Genomic DNA, 15920 nt, shown 5'->3' with positions numbered 1-15920 from the left:
ACGAGTCCTGGACGGGCGGCCCGGCGGGGAACGGTGAGTCCTCTCCGAGCCCGTCGAGGCTCTGGACCAGAACGGCAACGGGCGCGCAGACCTCGGCGGGTGAGGCGCCGCCGTGGTAGCCGGCCTTCTTGCCGGTGTAGCGCAGGTCCTCGTCCACAGCGAGGATCGCGCTGTGGTGCGGTGTGCCGCTGGTGCCGGGCGCGAGCACGCGGTTCCCGGACACGGCTCGCTCGGCGTCCTGGGCGGGAGCTCCGCTGGCGGGCCGCCAGCGCGCACTCACGGCGCCGTCGGCGGTGACCTTGCCGATTCGGCTGCGTTCGACCACGTGTCCGTGGTCGGAGAGCAGGACCACGTCTCGTCCAACGGCGCGGGCGTAGTCGAGCAGCTTGTCCAGGTGGGTGATGCGCGAGGTGGTCCAGGTGGTGGCGATGGGGTCGGACCGGTCGAGGGCGTCGTCGACGGTGTTGAGCACCGCGCCCACCACGGGGACATGCTCGGTGTCGTAAATGGCGCTGCGGACGGTATCGCCGATGCTCGCGTCGAGGTCTGCCTTGTGGAACAGCGGCCCGTCGCTGACCGAGGGGTGGGCGGGGAACAGGGCGGCGAATCCGGTCCGCTCCTCCTGCTGCCCGCCGAGGGCCAGCTCTCCGCTGAGCAGGGAGGTCCGGGACGCGGTGGTCACCGACGGCAGGGCGGAGGCGGCCACGTCGAGTCCGAGGGAGGCCAAGTCGAGCCGCTGCCAGACGGTGGCGTGACGGGCTGCCACGTCCTCGAGAAGCCCGTGCGCAGCGGCCACGGAGAGTCCATCGATCACCACCACGAGCAGCGCCCGCTCACTCCGTTGACCGGACTCGACCGGCCCGGACTTCCGCAGGGGCGCGACGACCCTGGACAGCACGTCCTCCACGAGCAGGGCGTCGCCAGCGGTGGAGCGGTCGGCCAAACGCGCACCGACGAGCGCAGCGAAGGTCCGGTCGATGTCGCGTCGTACGGCGAGGGTGCGGTCGAGGACGCGACGACCGAGCGCGTCGGGGTCCGCCGCAGACTGCCCGATCGCGGGCTTGGGATCGGCGGTGAATCCACGCCACGCCGAGTTGACGGCCCGGTCCACCCAGCTCAGCTCGTCAACGTACGCGCGCATCGCCTCGACGTGACCGACAGAACGCATCCGGTCGGCCACGGCGGTGGCCTCGGTCCGGTTCCACCGGTGGAGCCGGACCAGCGCGGCGGCGGTCTCGAGGTCGTCGGGCCGGGAGCGCTCGGCTTCGACGTGCGCCCGCAGCGTCTCGAGCCCCCGCAGCAACGCGGTCTCGCTCCCTCCGTCGAGGGTGGTGGCCAGGCCGCGGGCGTACACGTCGAGGCGTCGTTGGAAGGCGCCGGGCAGGACGGTGGATCCGGCGAGGAGGGAGGCGCCACCGTTCTGCTCGAATCCGGTGATCAACCGGTGGGCCTCGCCGAGTACGGCGGTGAGCGGCTGCCCGTGATCCAGTGAGGTGCGGACGGCCTTGGCGGCGGCGGACCCCCATTCGCGCAGGGACTGGTCGCCGAGTGTGGCGCCGATGTGGTGGCTGAACAGGGCCCGCGCTCCGGTGAGTTCGGTGGGTGTGTCCTGCCAGTCGGGCGTGCGGAGGGTCTCTGCTACCAGGCCGGCGGGCAGGAGCCCTCGTGGCCCGCTCTTGGCCCACAGACTGCGGATCCCGGGACCGGTCAACGTGAACGTGCGGCACAGCCACGTGATGAGCCCCGCGCGGACGTGAGATGTGAGCCGCGAGGCCAGCTCGTCCCACGCGGCGTGGGCGTCGGGGGTGGCGCTCCAGGCCAGGAGGTCCGCGAGCCGGAAGTCCTGTTCCAGACCCAGTACGAGCGTGCTGATGGCCCCATAGAGGTGGTCGGCGGTGAGGACCGGAGTCGGGGTGGGGGCGAGAGTGTCGCGGTGGTCGGCCAGCGCGGTCGTGAGCCCCCGGACGTCGTCCCGCCCTCGGGGGATGCGGCCGTCGGTCTTGTCTGCCGAGAACATCCCGAGCAGGGTGCCCACGGGGTCGAGCTCCCGCATGCGCCCGAGCGGTTGGAAATGCTCCTTAACCCCCTGGGGGATCTGCTCCTCGGGGAGGTCGGTGAGCACGACGCGCCACGGCACCTCGGGGGCATTCCGGTGCCGCACCACGTCCCGGATCTCCAGCACCGTCCGGCAGCAGTGGACCGGGACGGCGAGGTCGTCGACGCGCAGCTCGGTGCCGTCCCATTCGGGACGGGCGTGCATCACCAGCAAACCGCGCTTGTGCTGCTTGTCCCGGTAGAGGCCGTGGAGGAGTGGAATGAGGTCGGCGGCGGTCGCCGTACCGAGCGACGACGACGAGGTGGCTCCCCCCGCAACCCCTGCACTGGCCGTGGTCACGTCTCGGGCTCCTCGGCGACAATCTCGATCCGGAAGCGGGTGCCCGTCCCGTAGCTCCGCCCAAGATCAGCGAGGGCGGTGTGGATCGCCCCTTCAACTTGGCTGCCGTGCGCCTCGAATGTCCGGCGTCGACCGGAGCCGGTGATCTCCACTTCGGTCGGCGGAAGAGGTGGCAGCGGGGGTGGAGGCGGCGAAATCGGCGGGGTCGGGATCGGGGGCGGGGGCGGGGGCGGACCGACGATCGCCTTGTTGATCCAGTCCTGAGCGCGCTTCTCAAACTTCTGAACAGACGTGACCAGATGCTGGACGAACTCGTGGGTGTCGACCCCGTTGTCCAGGTCCTTCACGATCTGCGTGGCCTCACCCCCGAGGGGCCCCTCCTTGGCCCGCCCACCGATCAGGGTCTCGAGGGTCGGCCCGATGTTGCGCGCCACGGCCGCCACGTCCTCGGCGGTGGTGATGGACTGGCTCGCCTCGTTGGTGGTGGCACCGAGGTAGTTGCCCGGCCCCTCACCCGCGGAGGCGAGGGCGGTGACGATCTCACCGTGATGCTGCTTCTTGCGCACCAACGTCTGCAGCAACTCGGTCTGCCGGCGCGCGAGCTGGAGCCGGCGCCCCTCCCCGGTTCGCCCCAGACGCTGCTCAAGCTTGGACAGCTGCGCAACCAGGTCCTCGCTGGACTGTTTGAACTCGTCCGCCTTGCTCGACACCTCGCCCGCCAGGTGGGTGAGGTTGGTGGGGGAGAGGTGGCCTCGCTCGGGGATGCCGAAGAGGTGCTGGGCGGCCTGCACGGCGCGATCCCACTCGTCCTGTTCGGGCAGGACCGGCTCGCGCAGCTGGTGGGACTGTTGGATGTCCTTGAAGGCCGGGGCAGCGACAGGAGTCCCATAGGTGAACCAGCTGCGGTCGCGTGACTCGGCCCACGCCGCCGCGAGGAGCGTGGTGCAGTCGCGGTTGAGCCCGGCTTGCGGCATGAGCTTCTCCACGGCCGCTACGACCTGCGCCACCGTGAGCACACCGTCGGCCTGCCCGGATTTCTCCGCCTCGGCGAGCGCGCGGTCGATCTGCCCGGCCAGGGTGGCAAAGGTGGCGCTGGGGAACACGAGGTGAGACTCGTGGACGTCGGCCACCCGAAGACCGCCCAGCACGAGCTGCACGGACTTGCGCTCGGCGGCGACAAACGCGGCGCGGCCGTCCTCGCGGGCGTCGGACCGGCGCAGCACCTCCAGCGAGACCGCGAAGTCCTTTTGCGTGAGCGCGCTGGTGGTGTCGAACGGCGGGTGGTCGGGGTAGCGCTGGTCAAACGCCTGGTCGTAGAGCCGCCTAGCGGCCTCGCGCAGGGACGCGCCGACGGGCCGCTGGACCACTACGGAGGAACTCAACGAGCGGACGGGCGGCTGCCCCTCGGGGAACACCGCCCCCTCGGCGATGCCGTACATCTTGCGCAGGATGGCGGCGAGCTGCCCGGCGAGCTGATTGCGCTGGGTCACCATGACCTGGCGGACGCGTTCGCGGTCGCCGTCGGCGAGGTAGCTGGTGTAACCGAGCCACTTCTCGGACTGCAGAACCCAGTCCATGGTGACGAGCTTGCCCAGGTCGTCCATCTGCTTGCGGTCGAGGAACGCCGGCAGCCAGGCCAGGGTGAAGTGGTCGTGGCCTTCGGTTCGCAGGCGGTCCAGGCGAGCGTGATCCTCGGAGACGCCGTGTCCCTCCTCGTCGAAGGGCAAGTCCACGATCACCCGCAGCGCCCCGGGTTCGACGGGCGCCAAGAGGGTGTCGGGCACGGAACCTGGGTCACGGACGTTGCCACGAACAATCTCGACGGTCCGGTTCGTTCCGCGCCAGGTGATTCGGGTGGAGCGCGCGCCGTCGGCCTGCGCGTCGATGGCCGCGATGCCGAACTCCTCCTGCAGCATCGACCACAGACGTTCCCGGCGCCGCGAGAAGGTGTCCTCGCCGCGGGCGCGCTCGAGGATCTCGTCGAAGGGCAGTTCTTCCAGCGTGATGGAGATCAGCGGATCGTGGCTGTCGGTCCCCACGGTGATCTCGGGAACCGAGGTGTTCCACTCCCGGACCGAGGCGAGCGCGCGGGTCGGCGCGTCAGAGGCGACGATCGAGACGAGCTCCCCGTGGTTGAGGTGGGCGAGCCTGCTGGCGGTGAGCGCCTTGAGCCCGGGCACCTCGGGCGCGAGGGCGGACAGCAGCAGGGTCTTAGCCAGGCGGAGCTGGGCGCGCACCCCCTTGGGCTGGTCCAGGTCCCGCACGCTCGGGTCGGCGTCGGGGAACTGGGCCAGGACGGCGGGCCGGAGCTTGTCGTGCCACAGGGTGCGTGCGGTGCGGAACCGGGCAGCCACCGCCTCGTCGGCGCCACCGTTGCCGGTCCCGTCGATGATGTAGTCGAACACCTCGCCCACGGGGATCACCTGGTCGACGGTCATGGAGTCGGCCAGGTCGACGAGCATCGACTCCATCACCTTGAGCGCGGTGCGGTCGCGCTGCATGGCGGTGGACAGGTGGACGAGGGTGTCAATGAGGACCGGGCTAAAGGGGTAGGTAAGGCGGAACTGCTCCTCGGTGGCTCCGCGGTGCTGGTCGTCAGTGTTGACCTTGTCCAGCAGGACGGGCTTGACGGCCGGGGACAGGTGCAGGCGCTGGAACGAGGCCTCGAGCGCCTCGACCGCCGCGGCGTTCTTGGGGGTGAGGAGCCGGCGATGGGCGATCTGCGGCAGGTTGGCCGAGCCGAGCGCGATGCCCGAGAAGCGGCCTTCCTGGTGGGCGATGGCCTGCTCGCGGATCTTGGTGGCCTCGCCGGCCTCGATCGACGAGTCCTTCCACGCCTTGAGGTCGTGCTGGCGGGCGATAAAGCTGACGATCGGCACGGCCATGCGGCCCTGGTCGGATTCGACGAACCCGGTGAGCTTCTGAATCTCGCGGCCGAAGAACTCGCGATTGGAGAAGTGGAAGGTGAGCCACAGGATCAGCTCGTCGAGCAGCAGGACCACGGCCTCGTAACCGAGGGTCTTGGCGTGCGCGGCGATCGCGGACAGCCCCTCGGGCAGGTGCAGCCAGTCGGTGTTGGTGTGGGCGGAGGTGATCCACGTCTGGCCGAGCGCGGAGACCAGCGCGTCCCGCTCGGCGCGGGACGCGGCGGGGTGTCGGGCGCGGTCGTAGGAGTCGCGGTCCCAGGTGGTGGCGGTGGCGCCGCCGAGCGCGGCCAGGTCGAGGCCGCCGGGAGTGGATGACGACGACGACGTGACGCCGCCGGGTCCGGTGGTGGCAGTGGCCAGGCGTGCAAAAAATCGCTCGTCGCCGACCTCGGCCCGTATCTGTTCGGCGTTCTCGAGCAGCCCGTCAGCCATGTGGAGTACCGGCGGGGTGACTCCCGGGTGGAGCCGGTTCAGGTGCGAGAGGTACGCCGCGAAGAGGGTGTCCTCGATGGAGTTCGAGCCCAGGAAATGGAAGGGCAGCGCGAGGATCTTGCTAGACGTGGCCCGCGGGTGGTCGGCGATGTGCTGCTGGAGTTCGGCAATCGCGCGGGCGCGGGGGTCGCCGGTGAGCAGGGCGAGCAGCACCGCCATGAAGTGCGACTTGCCGGAGCCGAAGGAGCCCTTGAGGAAGGCACCCTTGTTCTCCCCGGTGGCCAGGGCGCTGTCGACCAGGGCGAGCGCCTCATCAAAGGCGTCGCCGATGGACGGGGTCACCACGTACTCTGCCAGCGTGGTTCCGAGTTCGTCTCGGGTGACGGCGTCGGAGAGTTGAAGGACGAACGTCGAGGTTCCCGAGTGCTCGGGGATCGAGAAGACGTCACGCAGGGTGGGGCTAGTGCCCGACCCTGCCGTCGCGCCGGGAGGGGTGAAGGCCATGAACTCTAGCTTTCCTTATCGGGTGTAGTAGCTGCGGCTGCGACGCGCCTGCGGCCGCGGGTCGCAGGGGCGGGGCGCCAGTCGGACAGGTCGGCGATCGCGACGCCGGTGCGCTCTGCGAGCGAGGTGAGCTGTCCGCCGAGATAGTCGGCCCAGTCGATTCCGGAGTGGGCATCCATGCCCGAGTGCCACTGGCGGATCCACGGCATGAGCTCGGCCAGCCCGGCGACCAGAGGGACGAGTTGGGCGGGGTCGGTGTCGTCCTTGCGGTCGTCGTACAACGACACCAGGGCGATGCCTTGCTCGGCGTGGTCCCAGCCCGCCCAGCCCAGCATTGCGGTGGGGTCGTCCGGGCCCGAGGCCCCGGGGTAGGAAACGAACCGTTCCTTGGGCACGTCGAGCTTGCCGCGGGCCTGCCAGTAGGAGGTCTTGCGGAAGTCCGCGGAGGTGTACTTGGGTGGCACCGGCACCTGGGCGGTGGTGATCTCGCCGCGGTCCTCGGCGCGCTGGGCGTCCCAGGTGACCTGCCATTCGGCGAACTTGCGCAAGCCCGAGTCCTTGAGCCGCAGCCCTGCCAGGTACGGCACTGCCTCGTCCGCCAACAGCGCCACGAGGTTGGCGAGCACGCCGGCCTGCCGCTTGGTCGACCACAGCTCGAGCGCTTCGGAAACTCCAGCCAACTGCGGAGCGGTCTCGACCTTCGCGGCGAGCTGACGCACCGATTGCGGCTGCGGATACCCGTTGGGGTCCTTCCACAGCTCAGGGTTCTCCAGCCTGTCCAAGATCCAGGATTCGAGTGCCGATCGGACCCGGTCAGTCCAGGGCACAGAGGACCAGCGCCGCTTGTACTCGGGGCGCTCGAGAAGCTCGAGCGAAGGATCCTCGGCGATGAGATCCAGCCGCCGCTGCACCGCGTCCCGATACCCGGACGGCAGATGTTCTGGGATCTCGGTGACCGGGGTCGAGCGGTGGCGGTCGAACCACGCCGTTTCGGCCTCACCGGCCTGAACGCGGCGGGCCAGGGCGATCTCGAACGCCCGCTCGCCCAATGCCAACTCAGGGACGTCACCCACCGGGAGCGACAGGTCGGAGTCGGTGAACCCGTACAAGTGGTACACCTGCCAGTCGAGTTCCTCCTGCTCCGCGATCATCAGCCCCCGAATGCGTTCCCAATCCACCTCGCCGCGGGCGAACAGCTCAGCCGACGGCGACGACCCCTCGAGAAGAGCAGCGGGCGCGACCGCCGCTAACTCCTGAGCCAGCAGATCGATGCACCGTGCGCGCTCCAACACCGAGCCGGCGGGGAGAGGGAAGTCTCCGACGGTGGTGCCGTTGAATTGATAGCGATCCGACCACTTCTCCTTGCTCACCCGGGCTCCGGAGGTGCCAACCGGGTCGCCACCCTTCGGATAGCAGTTATTGCGCAACCAGAAGCACGCCGTCGACGAATTCAGCACCCCAAGCAGTTTAAGATGCTCGTCCTCGCTCGACCTCTCCGGCAACTTGATCACCGGGGCGGTCTGCTTGAACACCTTCCCACCACGATCCAGCACAAAATGGTTATGCGTAGCCACCTCCGCAAACGCAATCGAAAGCGGCGTCCATTTATTCGGATCTTGCACCATGTGCCATTCGTGCCAATGCTTCTTATCTAGATAGTAGGGGAGCTTGTTGAAGGTGGCGCGATTAGCAATGCTGGTTCGAGCCCGATATAGAGTTCGATGCCAGTTTGGAGCCTCTTCGACCCTTAAGAGCCCAGATGGCGCCCGGTAGGGATGCCAAGTGAAAGTCGATCCCGCGATGGCATGATCACGAACTTCATCCCCGACAACTAACTGTTTCGTAAAGGGATCCTCTAAGCTCAGTCGCTTGACGGTAGCTTGATCGGTAAGAAATGCAGAATCAGCATTTGTCTGACCGTAAAAGCCAATACGGACAACCAATTCACCCAGGGCACGGGGACCGTTCGCCTCAATCTGACCTGCAACTCCGCCCGCCGCACCGCCCTGCAACGACCAGGGGTGAGCCGAGAGCGTGTCACGCGGCAGGTTGTCCACACTAATCCACTGGTCTTCAAAGTGCGGAGAATCGACGTGTTCGACGATGCTGCGCCACACCAGGCCCTGTGCCGGGTCTTCGGGCGCACCCGGCTCGCCCTGAATACCTAGTACAGCACGGACGGTGTCAGCGCCTGGTTGACGATTCCGCGAGACAAGCGTCACCGTTGGCGTGCCATGCCCCGGGATGTACGCGCCAGAGGTGTCGATCACCTCGAGAAGATCAACCCGCGGGAAGAACTCCTCGATGAGCGGGACGCCGAACTCGCGCGCCATGAACGAGTTCGAGGTGATCTGCCCGATCCAGCCCGAGCGGAAGGGATCGAGCGTTCCCGACTTCGCCAAAGCGTGGAACTGCTCCATAAACGGAACCGACAACGCGTATGTGCCCTTGCAGTATCCGTACAGCTCCCGATACCGCTGGTTAAGGGTCTTGTCCTTGACGGTGATGTAGGGCGGATTACCTACCACCACGTCGTACTGATCCCGCGCCAGCGTCCGCCGCAGCGCCGCCACGTCCTCCGTCGATAGGTGGGTGCCGCTGGCGACAGCATCGGGATCGACGGTGAGATCTCCATAGTCGAATCCGGACTGCCCGGCAGAGTCCTCGCTCCAGAGCAGCGAGTCGCCGGCATAAACCTGAAGCGGCAACTCGGGCACGTTAAGCAGGCTCGACCCACCTGTCGCCCGAAGTGCTGCCACCATGAGCCGGAACTGGGCGATCGCTACCGCGAACGGGTTGATGTCCACCCCGTGGACGGAAGACAACGCCAAGCGCACCTGCTCGGTCGGCTCCATTCCCGGAGCCTCGGCTCGCCAATAGTCCAGCATCCGCTCGAATGCACCGAGAAGGAAGTGCCCCGATCCGCAGGTGGGATCGATGATCTTAAAGTCCACCGCTTCTGTCCGACCCTCTGCATCGACCGACGGAAGACGAGGGGAGCGCTCCTTCAGCGCCGGGGTCAGCGTGCGATCAAGGATGAACTCCTCGACGAATTCCGGTGTCTGCAACAGCGCATATTTCTTCTTGGCGTACTCCGACAGGTCCTGATACATGTCGCCCAAGAACCGGGTATCCAGTGCTGGATCGCGCAGGGACCATACGGTCGCGTTCTCCGCATCAGGCTGGCGCCAGAATTCCACCAACCGCTGCGCCGCGTCGTCGGTCGGCTCGGCAATGTGGATTCCCGCGTGCTCGCCCACCAGGGGTGCCGCCGCAGGGGAGCGCTCCAGCTGGGAGAAAGCATGCCGCAGATAGCCACGGAAGCTCTGGTCCAGGTTCGCCGAGAAGAAACGGTCCTGCTCGTCCACCGCACGCCGGCGCCCGTCCGCATCTGGCCCACTGATCCAGCGTTGGTGCGCCCCCAGCAGGTCGTTATCCTCGCAGAACCGCACGAAGACACTCGTGAGCACCCACCCCACCGCCGCCTGGGTGAGCTGATCTTCCTGCCAGTCTGCCCACGTGGCACCGGTCCGCTGGGATTCCTTGAGCGCCGCGTGAGTGGTCTTCCACTCCGCCGTCTTGTCCAGGTCAGCTGCGAGGCGAGTACGCATGTCGTCGACAAGCTCCCGTACCACCGGCTGCAACGCGTCCGTGAGCGTCTGCTGTTCCGCCGACTTCCGCCGCTTACCCGCCACCTGGCACCTGGCCTTTCACACACGCGGACCCGCGCGTTGCGAGTCCCTCGACCATCCTACGAAGCACGTGAGAGCGGCGAGACCCGGATAGTGTTTCCGACATGAACACCGACGAGGAGCGCCAACGCGCCGTCGCCGCGATCGATGCCCGGATCGACGCCCTCATCGAGGACGGCGTCCCCACCAACAGTTCGCGAATCCGAGCGCTCGTGGCCAAACGCGCGGTCGCCCAGAAGAGCAGAAAGGCAATCAAGAGGTCTGTCCGCGAGGCCCGAGATCGCCAGGCCGCGGCGGCCGGCGGGACGGGAAAGGGCTCTCCGAAGGCCGGCGGGCGCATCTCGGTGGTTCCCGACTCCGCAGCCGATACGAAACGTCTGCAGTCGCTTCCCGCGAAAGAACGCGGCCGCATCGAGGCCGCCAGGATCAAGGTCCGGAAGCTCTTGAAGCATTGCAGCGACCCGACCGCGAAAGGCGTCCGGAACGCTATCGCCGAATGCGACGCAGACAACAGCTTCCTCATCAATCAGGGAGTGCGTTACGACGCGCGCGCCAGAAAAAGGGCCCGGCTCCGAAAAGAAGGCCTCAGGGAGCTTCAGGGCGCCATTGCGATGCGTCGCCGGAAGTCCGCGCCGTCCGAGCTCGAGCTGGCCTTCCTACTGGATGCACACCTGGAGCGGCGCCGCCAGATCAGGCGTGGCCCGGACAACGTCGTCGGTGTACTCGACGTGCGGTCCGGCGGAGCACCCTCGCTGGGCAAGCGAAAGTAGATCCTCGCTTACACGCTCACCAGCTGCGAGTCGCTGGTGATGGGCAGCGGCCGGCCATCCACCTGGTCCGGCTGGCCCGGGGCGTCCTTGGCGCGGCCCGTCACCAACACCACTGGCCGGCGCGGGGGAGCGGTGAGATCCGTCCACCGCCCGAGCTGGGACAGCTGGGAGTACTCGGCGAGCAGCGAAGCCTCCGTGAGGACCAACGCCGAACCATCGGTGGCATCGACGTTGTCGAGCACCGTCGTGACGTTGGCCTCCATGACGCCGCGCACCTGCTCCGGCGGCAACCGCAGGAAATCCCCGCGCTTGTCCAGCTGGCCGCTGGTCTCGAGCAGAGAGTCCACGCTGGCGAGCACCTCGGCGGACAGATCCACCACCTCAGCGCCCAGGCGCTCAGCCAGCTTGCTTGCGACCTCGTCTCCACGGCCGTAGGGCACCGAGACGGAGACGAACCCCGGGCTCGAGGCCGCGCGCGCCAGTTGCTCGATCAGAGGATCCTCAGTGCCGGAACGGTCGGTGACCAACGCGGACGGAGTCCGGGTATGCACCATGCTCAGCCCGGTCGCCTGCTGCGGGTAGCGGAAGTCCCGGTGCTGCGGATCCCACGCCATCCCCGGCATGTGCTCGGCCAGCACCGCCTCCACGTCCTCACGCCTCGGCTCGCGGGTGCGAAGCTCCGGAAAGCGGGCGCGGATGAGGTCCTTGAGCAAGCCCAGGTTGAACTGGCTGGCAGCCCGCGGAAGGGTCAGCGCCAGCAGCTCGGGCAGCTCCATCGCGGTGGAGTACAGGTCACCCGTGGCGGTGAGCGCCAACTCGTCGTCGCCTGCCACCGCCAGCTCCGCCAGCGTGAGCGGATCGATCCGGGACTCCGCGTCCGCGGCGTCCGAGAACACCGACCGGGCCGCCCCCCGCAGCTCCGCGTGGACCAGCTCCGCGGGAACGTGCCGCACCCCCGGCTCGGCGAGCAGGTCGTGCGCCGCCCGATTGAGCTCGACCACCAGGGGACGCGCCCAATCCGGGTGCACGCTCATCCCGATCACCCGAGCGGAGCGCCCGCGCCGCAGCAATTCCACCTCGGACCCGCCAGCGGCGTCAGCACGGTGCAGGCCCAGGTCAAACATGCGCAGGACGCCCAGCCGCAGGCGCTCAGAATCGCGGTGCCCCTGCTCCGCCGGGAAACTCTGCTCGACCGCCCCCGCGATCTGCCGGATGCTCGCCACCCCGCCGCGGCGCACGATCTCCCGGCGGGTGGCGGCCCGGATCTCCTCGAATGCCTCGGTGAGCGCCGGGGAGGATTGCCACAGTGCCGGGAACTTACCCGTGAGTTGCGGGATCCTGCCGACGCTCAGCCGCAGCGGCTCGGCGTACCGGGACATGGCCTGAAACGGATCGGCCGGCGCGCCCTCGCCCCGCCCGAGGATCGTCCGCACCAGCCGGTAATCGGAGCTGCGCGAGCTGCCCGCAGCCCGCAGGAGTTCCTCCGCCAGCTCCGCCAACGTCGGGAGAGCGACGGCTGTCACAGGGGTGGGGGCATCGCGGGGAGTCACCGGCTCCCTCGTCGTCGTCGTCCCCCCGTCACCCGCGGTGACCGACGCCGCGACGGCCGCGAGCGCCTCGCGGAACTCCTGCGCCGAGCCGAACCGCGCCCCGCTGTCCCCATCGAGCAGACGGGTGAAGATCCCCGTCATCTGCTCCACCACGTCCTGACTCCACTCGGGAGGCATCGCCTCCGCCGGAATCACCACGTGACCGTCGGTGAGCGAGGGCTCGCTCACCCCGTCCCCGTACGTCGGAGTCTCACCCGTCGCCATCTCGAACAACACCACGCCGGCCGAATACCGCTCGGCCGAGGAGTCGGCGATCTGCCGCGACCGCCGGCCCAGGAACGGATCGCGGTACACGCCGGTGCCCACCTTGGTGTGCTGCAGGGACTCGCGGGAGGCGGAGAAGTCGAACAGGGCCAGGTGCTGGCCGCGCCCCCGTCCCACGATCCCGAGGTTGGCGGGCTTGATGTCCCGGTGCGCGACCCCCGCCGCCTCCAGGGCGACCAGCATGTCCGCCAGGTTGATGGCGAACTTCCAGAACCGGTCCTGGGAGATCCGGCCGAGCTGCAGCATGCTCGCCAGTGAGACGTCCCCGCAGTCCGTGAGCACCAGGCACGTGCGCCGGTCATGGACGACCATCGGGCCCTCGAGCAGCGCTACGAACAGAGAGGAGTACTTGGCCGGCAGCCCCTGGCCGAGCGAGCGCAAGACCTCCGACTCCGCGGCCAAGCGCTCCGCGGCGCGCTCGTCCCGCGCCACCTTGAGGACCTTGGTGGGCGGACCGGAATCGTCGGTGAGATCCTCCACCTGCAGGCCCACCGCCGTGGACCCCGAGCCCAGGACCTTCTTGATGACGAACCGGCCCTCGAGCACTCCGTCGATCATCGGGCGCAGCGCGTCCATCTGCTCGGCGGCGGGCTGCGGAGTGGCCGGTCGTGCGGCCTCTGCCAGGCGCCGCTCGAAGCCGATCACCGGGGAGAGTCCCTGTGTGGAATCCGAGACCCCGAACTTGGTGTTGCGCGTGTCGACCGTCGCCGAAGTGGCGTCCATGACGAGCGCGCGCAGGCCCTGATCGAACTCGCTCGTCACCGCGGACATGTCCAGGCCGCGGTCGCGCTCCAGCCGGTCGAGCAGCGACGAGCGGTCCGTGGCGGGGGCATGGCCGCCAGTGAGGATGTAGTACGCCAGCGCACCGAGGGAGAACAGATCCGCCGCCATGCGGTCCGGTGTGTGGACGCCCGCCGCCTCCGGTGCCAGGTAGACGCGGCCTGACAGCTCGTCGCCCGGCATCGACGTGGCAGAGCCGGTGGCACCCAGGACCGTTCCTGAGGCCTCGGAGGTCCCCGCGCCGGACCAGCCGTCGACCTTCACCTCGATGCGGCCGTACGCGTCGACCGGCCGGGTGGAGAGCAGTCGGGTGTCGAGCAGGACGGTGGTCGGGTCGAGACCCCGGTGCGCCACCTGGTGCCGGTGGGCGTACAGCAGCGCGTCCGCGACCTGGCGGACGATCTCCACGCGCTCCCTCGCCGAGAGTTTGGCCCCCGGCAGCGCCACGTCCAACGGTCGATGGTCCGGCAGCGCCGGGTAGATCACCACCTCGTCCGAGGTGCCGCGCAGCGTCTCCATCGAGCGGGGGGCCACGATGTGCTCGTTTCCCAACCCCGACAGCAGCTCGTACTCCCGGCGCAGCGTCCTGCGCATCCGGATCTGCTCGCCCTCCGTGGCGGCCGCCGCCACATTGAGCACCCGCGCGCGGATCGGCTCGTGGGTCTCCCGGTGTTCGCCGTCCCATTCGTGGAAGCGCGGGTCGGGGGAGTCGACGCGGTCGTGCAGGAGGTACGAGCCGGCCAGGTGATCGCGCACGGTGATCCCCGCGATCTTGCGCATGGCCAGCGCGATGAGCATGCTCAGTGCCTCGCTGATCCGTTCGCGCCCCACCGGTTCCTGGACGCGGTCGGCGATCGGCGGGAGGTTGGTGCGCACCTCGCGGTCGGGGAAATCCGCAGGGTCCACTCCGAAGATGTTGTGGGCCTTGTCCGCCGCGAGGTGCGAGACGACCCCGGGGTCGTGGAGGAACACCGCCTCCTGAATCCACGGCAGGCGGCCGACGGCAGCGGCGACCTGCCTGATCTGCGGGTCCTCGTCCTGGTCCCGCGCTATTTGGCTGATCGCCTGCTCGAGTTTGGACTTGAATCGCTGCGCCTTGCGCCGGGTGGCGACCATGGGCGAGCGCATGCTGTCCACGCGGCCGTTACGGTCGGTCACCCAGCGGTGCTCGTCGCCGCCGATCCTGCCGTGGTACGACTTGAGCTCGAGCAGGTGGATGCGGGACTGGCCCACCACCAGCGCGTCGACCTCGTGCCACTGGCCGTGGCCGTCCTGGAACTCGAAGTTGGCCCACACCCGGTAGGGCGCGGAGTCCGGCACGGCGTTCGCGAGCAGAGCCAGTCCCTGCTTCTCGTGCTCGAAGGCCGAGCGGGAGACCTCTTTCCAGCGGGGGGAGTTCTGAAGCACGGTGAACGGGTCTCCTCGGCGCGGATCGGTGCGGGTGACTAGCGTCTCCCGCGTGTGCGGAAGGTCTGGCCACTGGCCAGATCCTAGCCCCGGTGATTCACGGGGATCTGCGGATCGCTGGGCGAAAATAGACCGAAGTGCTTCCTGAACAGGGGAAACTGGGACTTGTCTAAGGTTCCATGTCCCCCCACAGAAAGCACTCGGTAGGTGAAGCGTACTTCGTGGTCGGCCGGTCTGTCCGTTACTGCTGATGGTGTCGGGGTGATCGCCCACGCCGGGGCCATCGCGCCTCGGCTTCTGGCTGATCAGGTCGGTCTGACCGCCGAGCTGTCAGGGGCCATGGCTCGCCGACAATTTATCCCGATCCACGACCGCGGCCGTGTGCTGATCGATACCGCGGTGATGCTCGCCGATGGCGGCGAGTCCATCTCCGACATCGGCGTCCTGCGCCACCAGTCCGGGGCCCTGGGCCCAGTGGCGTCGGCGCCGACGGTGTGGCGCACGCTCGATGAGGTCACTGCCGGCAAGCGCAAGAAGATCCAGGTCGCGCGTGCCCGCACCCGGCGGCACGTGTGGTCCCGCCTGCCCGGCGGGGTGCCCGCATCGGCGTGTGCGGGGCGGGATCTGGGATCGACGGTCGTGCTCGATGTGGATGCCACCATCGTGGTCACCCACAGCGAGAAGGAACATGCAGCTCCGACGTACAAGCGCACCTTCGGCTACCACCCGATCGGCGTGTGGTGCGACAACACAGAAGAGTTTCTCGCCGCGAGCTTGCGCCCGGGCAATGCTGGCTCCAACACCGCTGCCGACCACATCGACGTCCTGGGCCAGGCAATCGCGCAGATCCCCGCTGCTCACCGGCGTGACCTGCTGATCCGCTCGGACGGCGCCGGCGCCTCTCACGACCTGTTGGATTGGATCACCGAGCAGAACCGCGTCCGCGGTCGACGAGTGGAGTACTCGGTCGGGTTCTCCATCACCGCCCCGATTCGCCGGGCCATCGTGACCTGCCCCGAGGGCGCGTGGGGACCGGCGCTCAATCCCTCCGGTGACATCCGGGACGGGGCCGAGGTTGCCGAGCTGACCGGATTTCTCGCTCCCGGGATGCTCGCCAAGTGGCCAGACGGGATGCGGGT

General features: G+C 68.5%; 6 protein-coding genes. 2 read left to right on the top strand and 4 right to left on the bottom strand.

Going from position 1 to position 15920, the window contains the following annotated elements; translation table 11 throughout:
• From pglZ to pglX, 3 genes are all read right to left on the bottom strand, one after another.
• Window positions 1-2395: BREX-2 system phosphatase PglZ (gene pglZ / locus G6028_RS15375; RefSeq protein WP_182659392.1), on the bottom strand; the 2395-nt coding region annotated here is incomplete at its 3' end.
• Entirely contained in the window at window positions 2392-6258 is a 3867-nt protein-coding gene (locus G6028_RS15370; RefSeq protein WP_182659391.1) for a BREX-2 system ATPase PglY family protein, read from the bottom strand. The genes G6028_RS15370 and pglZ, both read right to left, overlap by 4 nt.
• A gap of 5 nt (window positions 6259-6263) precedes the next feature.
• Entirely contained in the window at window positions 6264-9953 is a 3690-nt protein-coding gene (pglX, locus tag G6028_RS15365) for a BREX-2 system adenine-specific DNA-methyltransferase PglX (protein WP_338404249.1), read from the bottom strand.
• Window positions 9954-10054: 101 nt separating this feature from the next.
• On the opposite strand from pglX, the gene G6028_RS15360 reads away from it, so the two are divergent.
• The gene (locus G6028_RS15360; protein ID WP_182659390.1) at window positions 10055-10720 is read left to right on the top strand and encodes a hypothetical protein; all 666 of its coding nucleotides are present in this window, start codon (window positions 10055-10057) and stop codon (window positions 10718-10720) included.
• An 8-nt stretch (window positions 10721-10728) separates the two neighbouring features.
• Here the strand turns inward: G6028_RS15360 and G6028_RS15355 are convergent, their stop codons facing one another.
• Window positions 10729-14781: a protein kinase domain-containing protein gene (locus tag G6028_RS15355; RefSeq protein WP_182659389.1), complete on the bottom strand. Its 4053-nt coding sequence runs from the start codon at window positions 14779-14781 to the stop codon at window positions 10729-10731.
• A 207-nt stretch (window positions 14782-14988) separates the two neighbouring features.
• Here G6028_RS15355 and G6028_RS15350 point away from each other — a divergent pair.
• The coding region (locus G6028_RS15350) for a transposase (RefSeq protein ID WP_182659388.1) at window positions 14989-15920 on the top strand (932 nt) is incomplete at its 3' end.

This window comes from Dietzia cercidiphylli, assembly GCF_014145145.1.
GTDB lineage: Bacteria > Actinomycetota > Actinomycetes > Mycobacteriales > Mycobacteriaceae > Dietzia > Dietzia natronolimnaea.
Note: the sequence above shows the minus strand (reverse complement) of the source record. Positions and strands in the feature narration are given on the sequence as shown.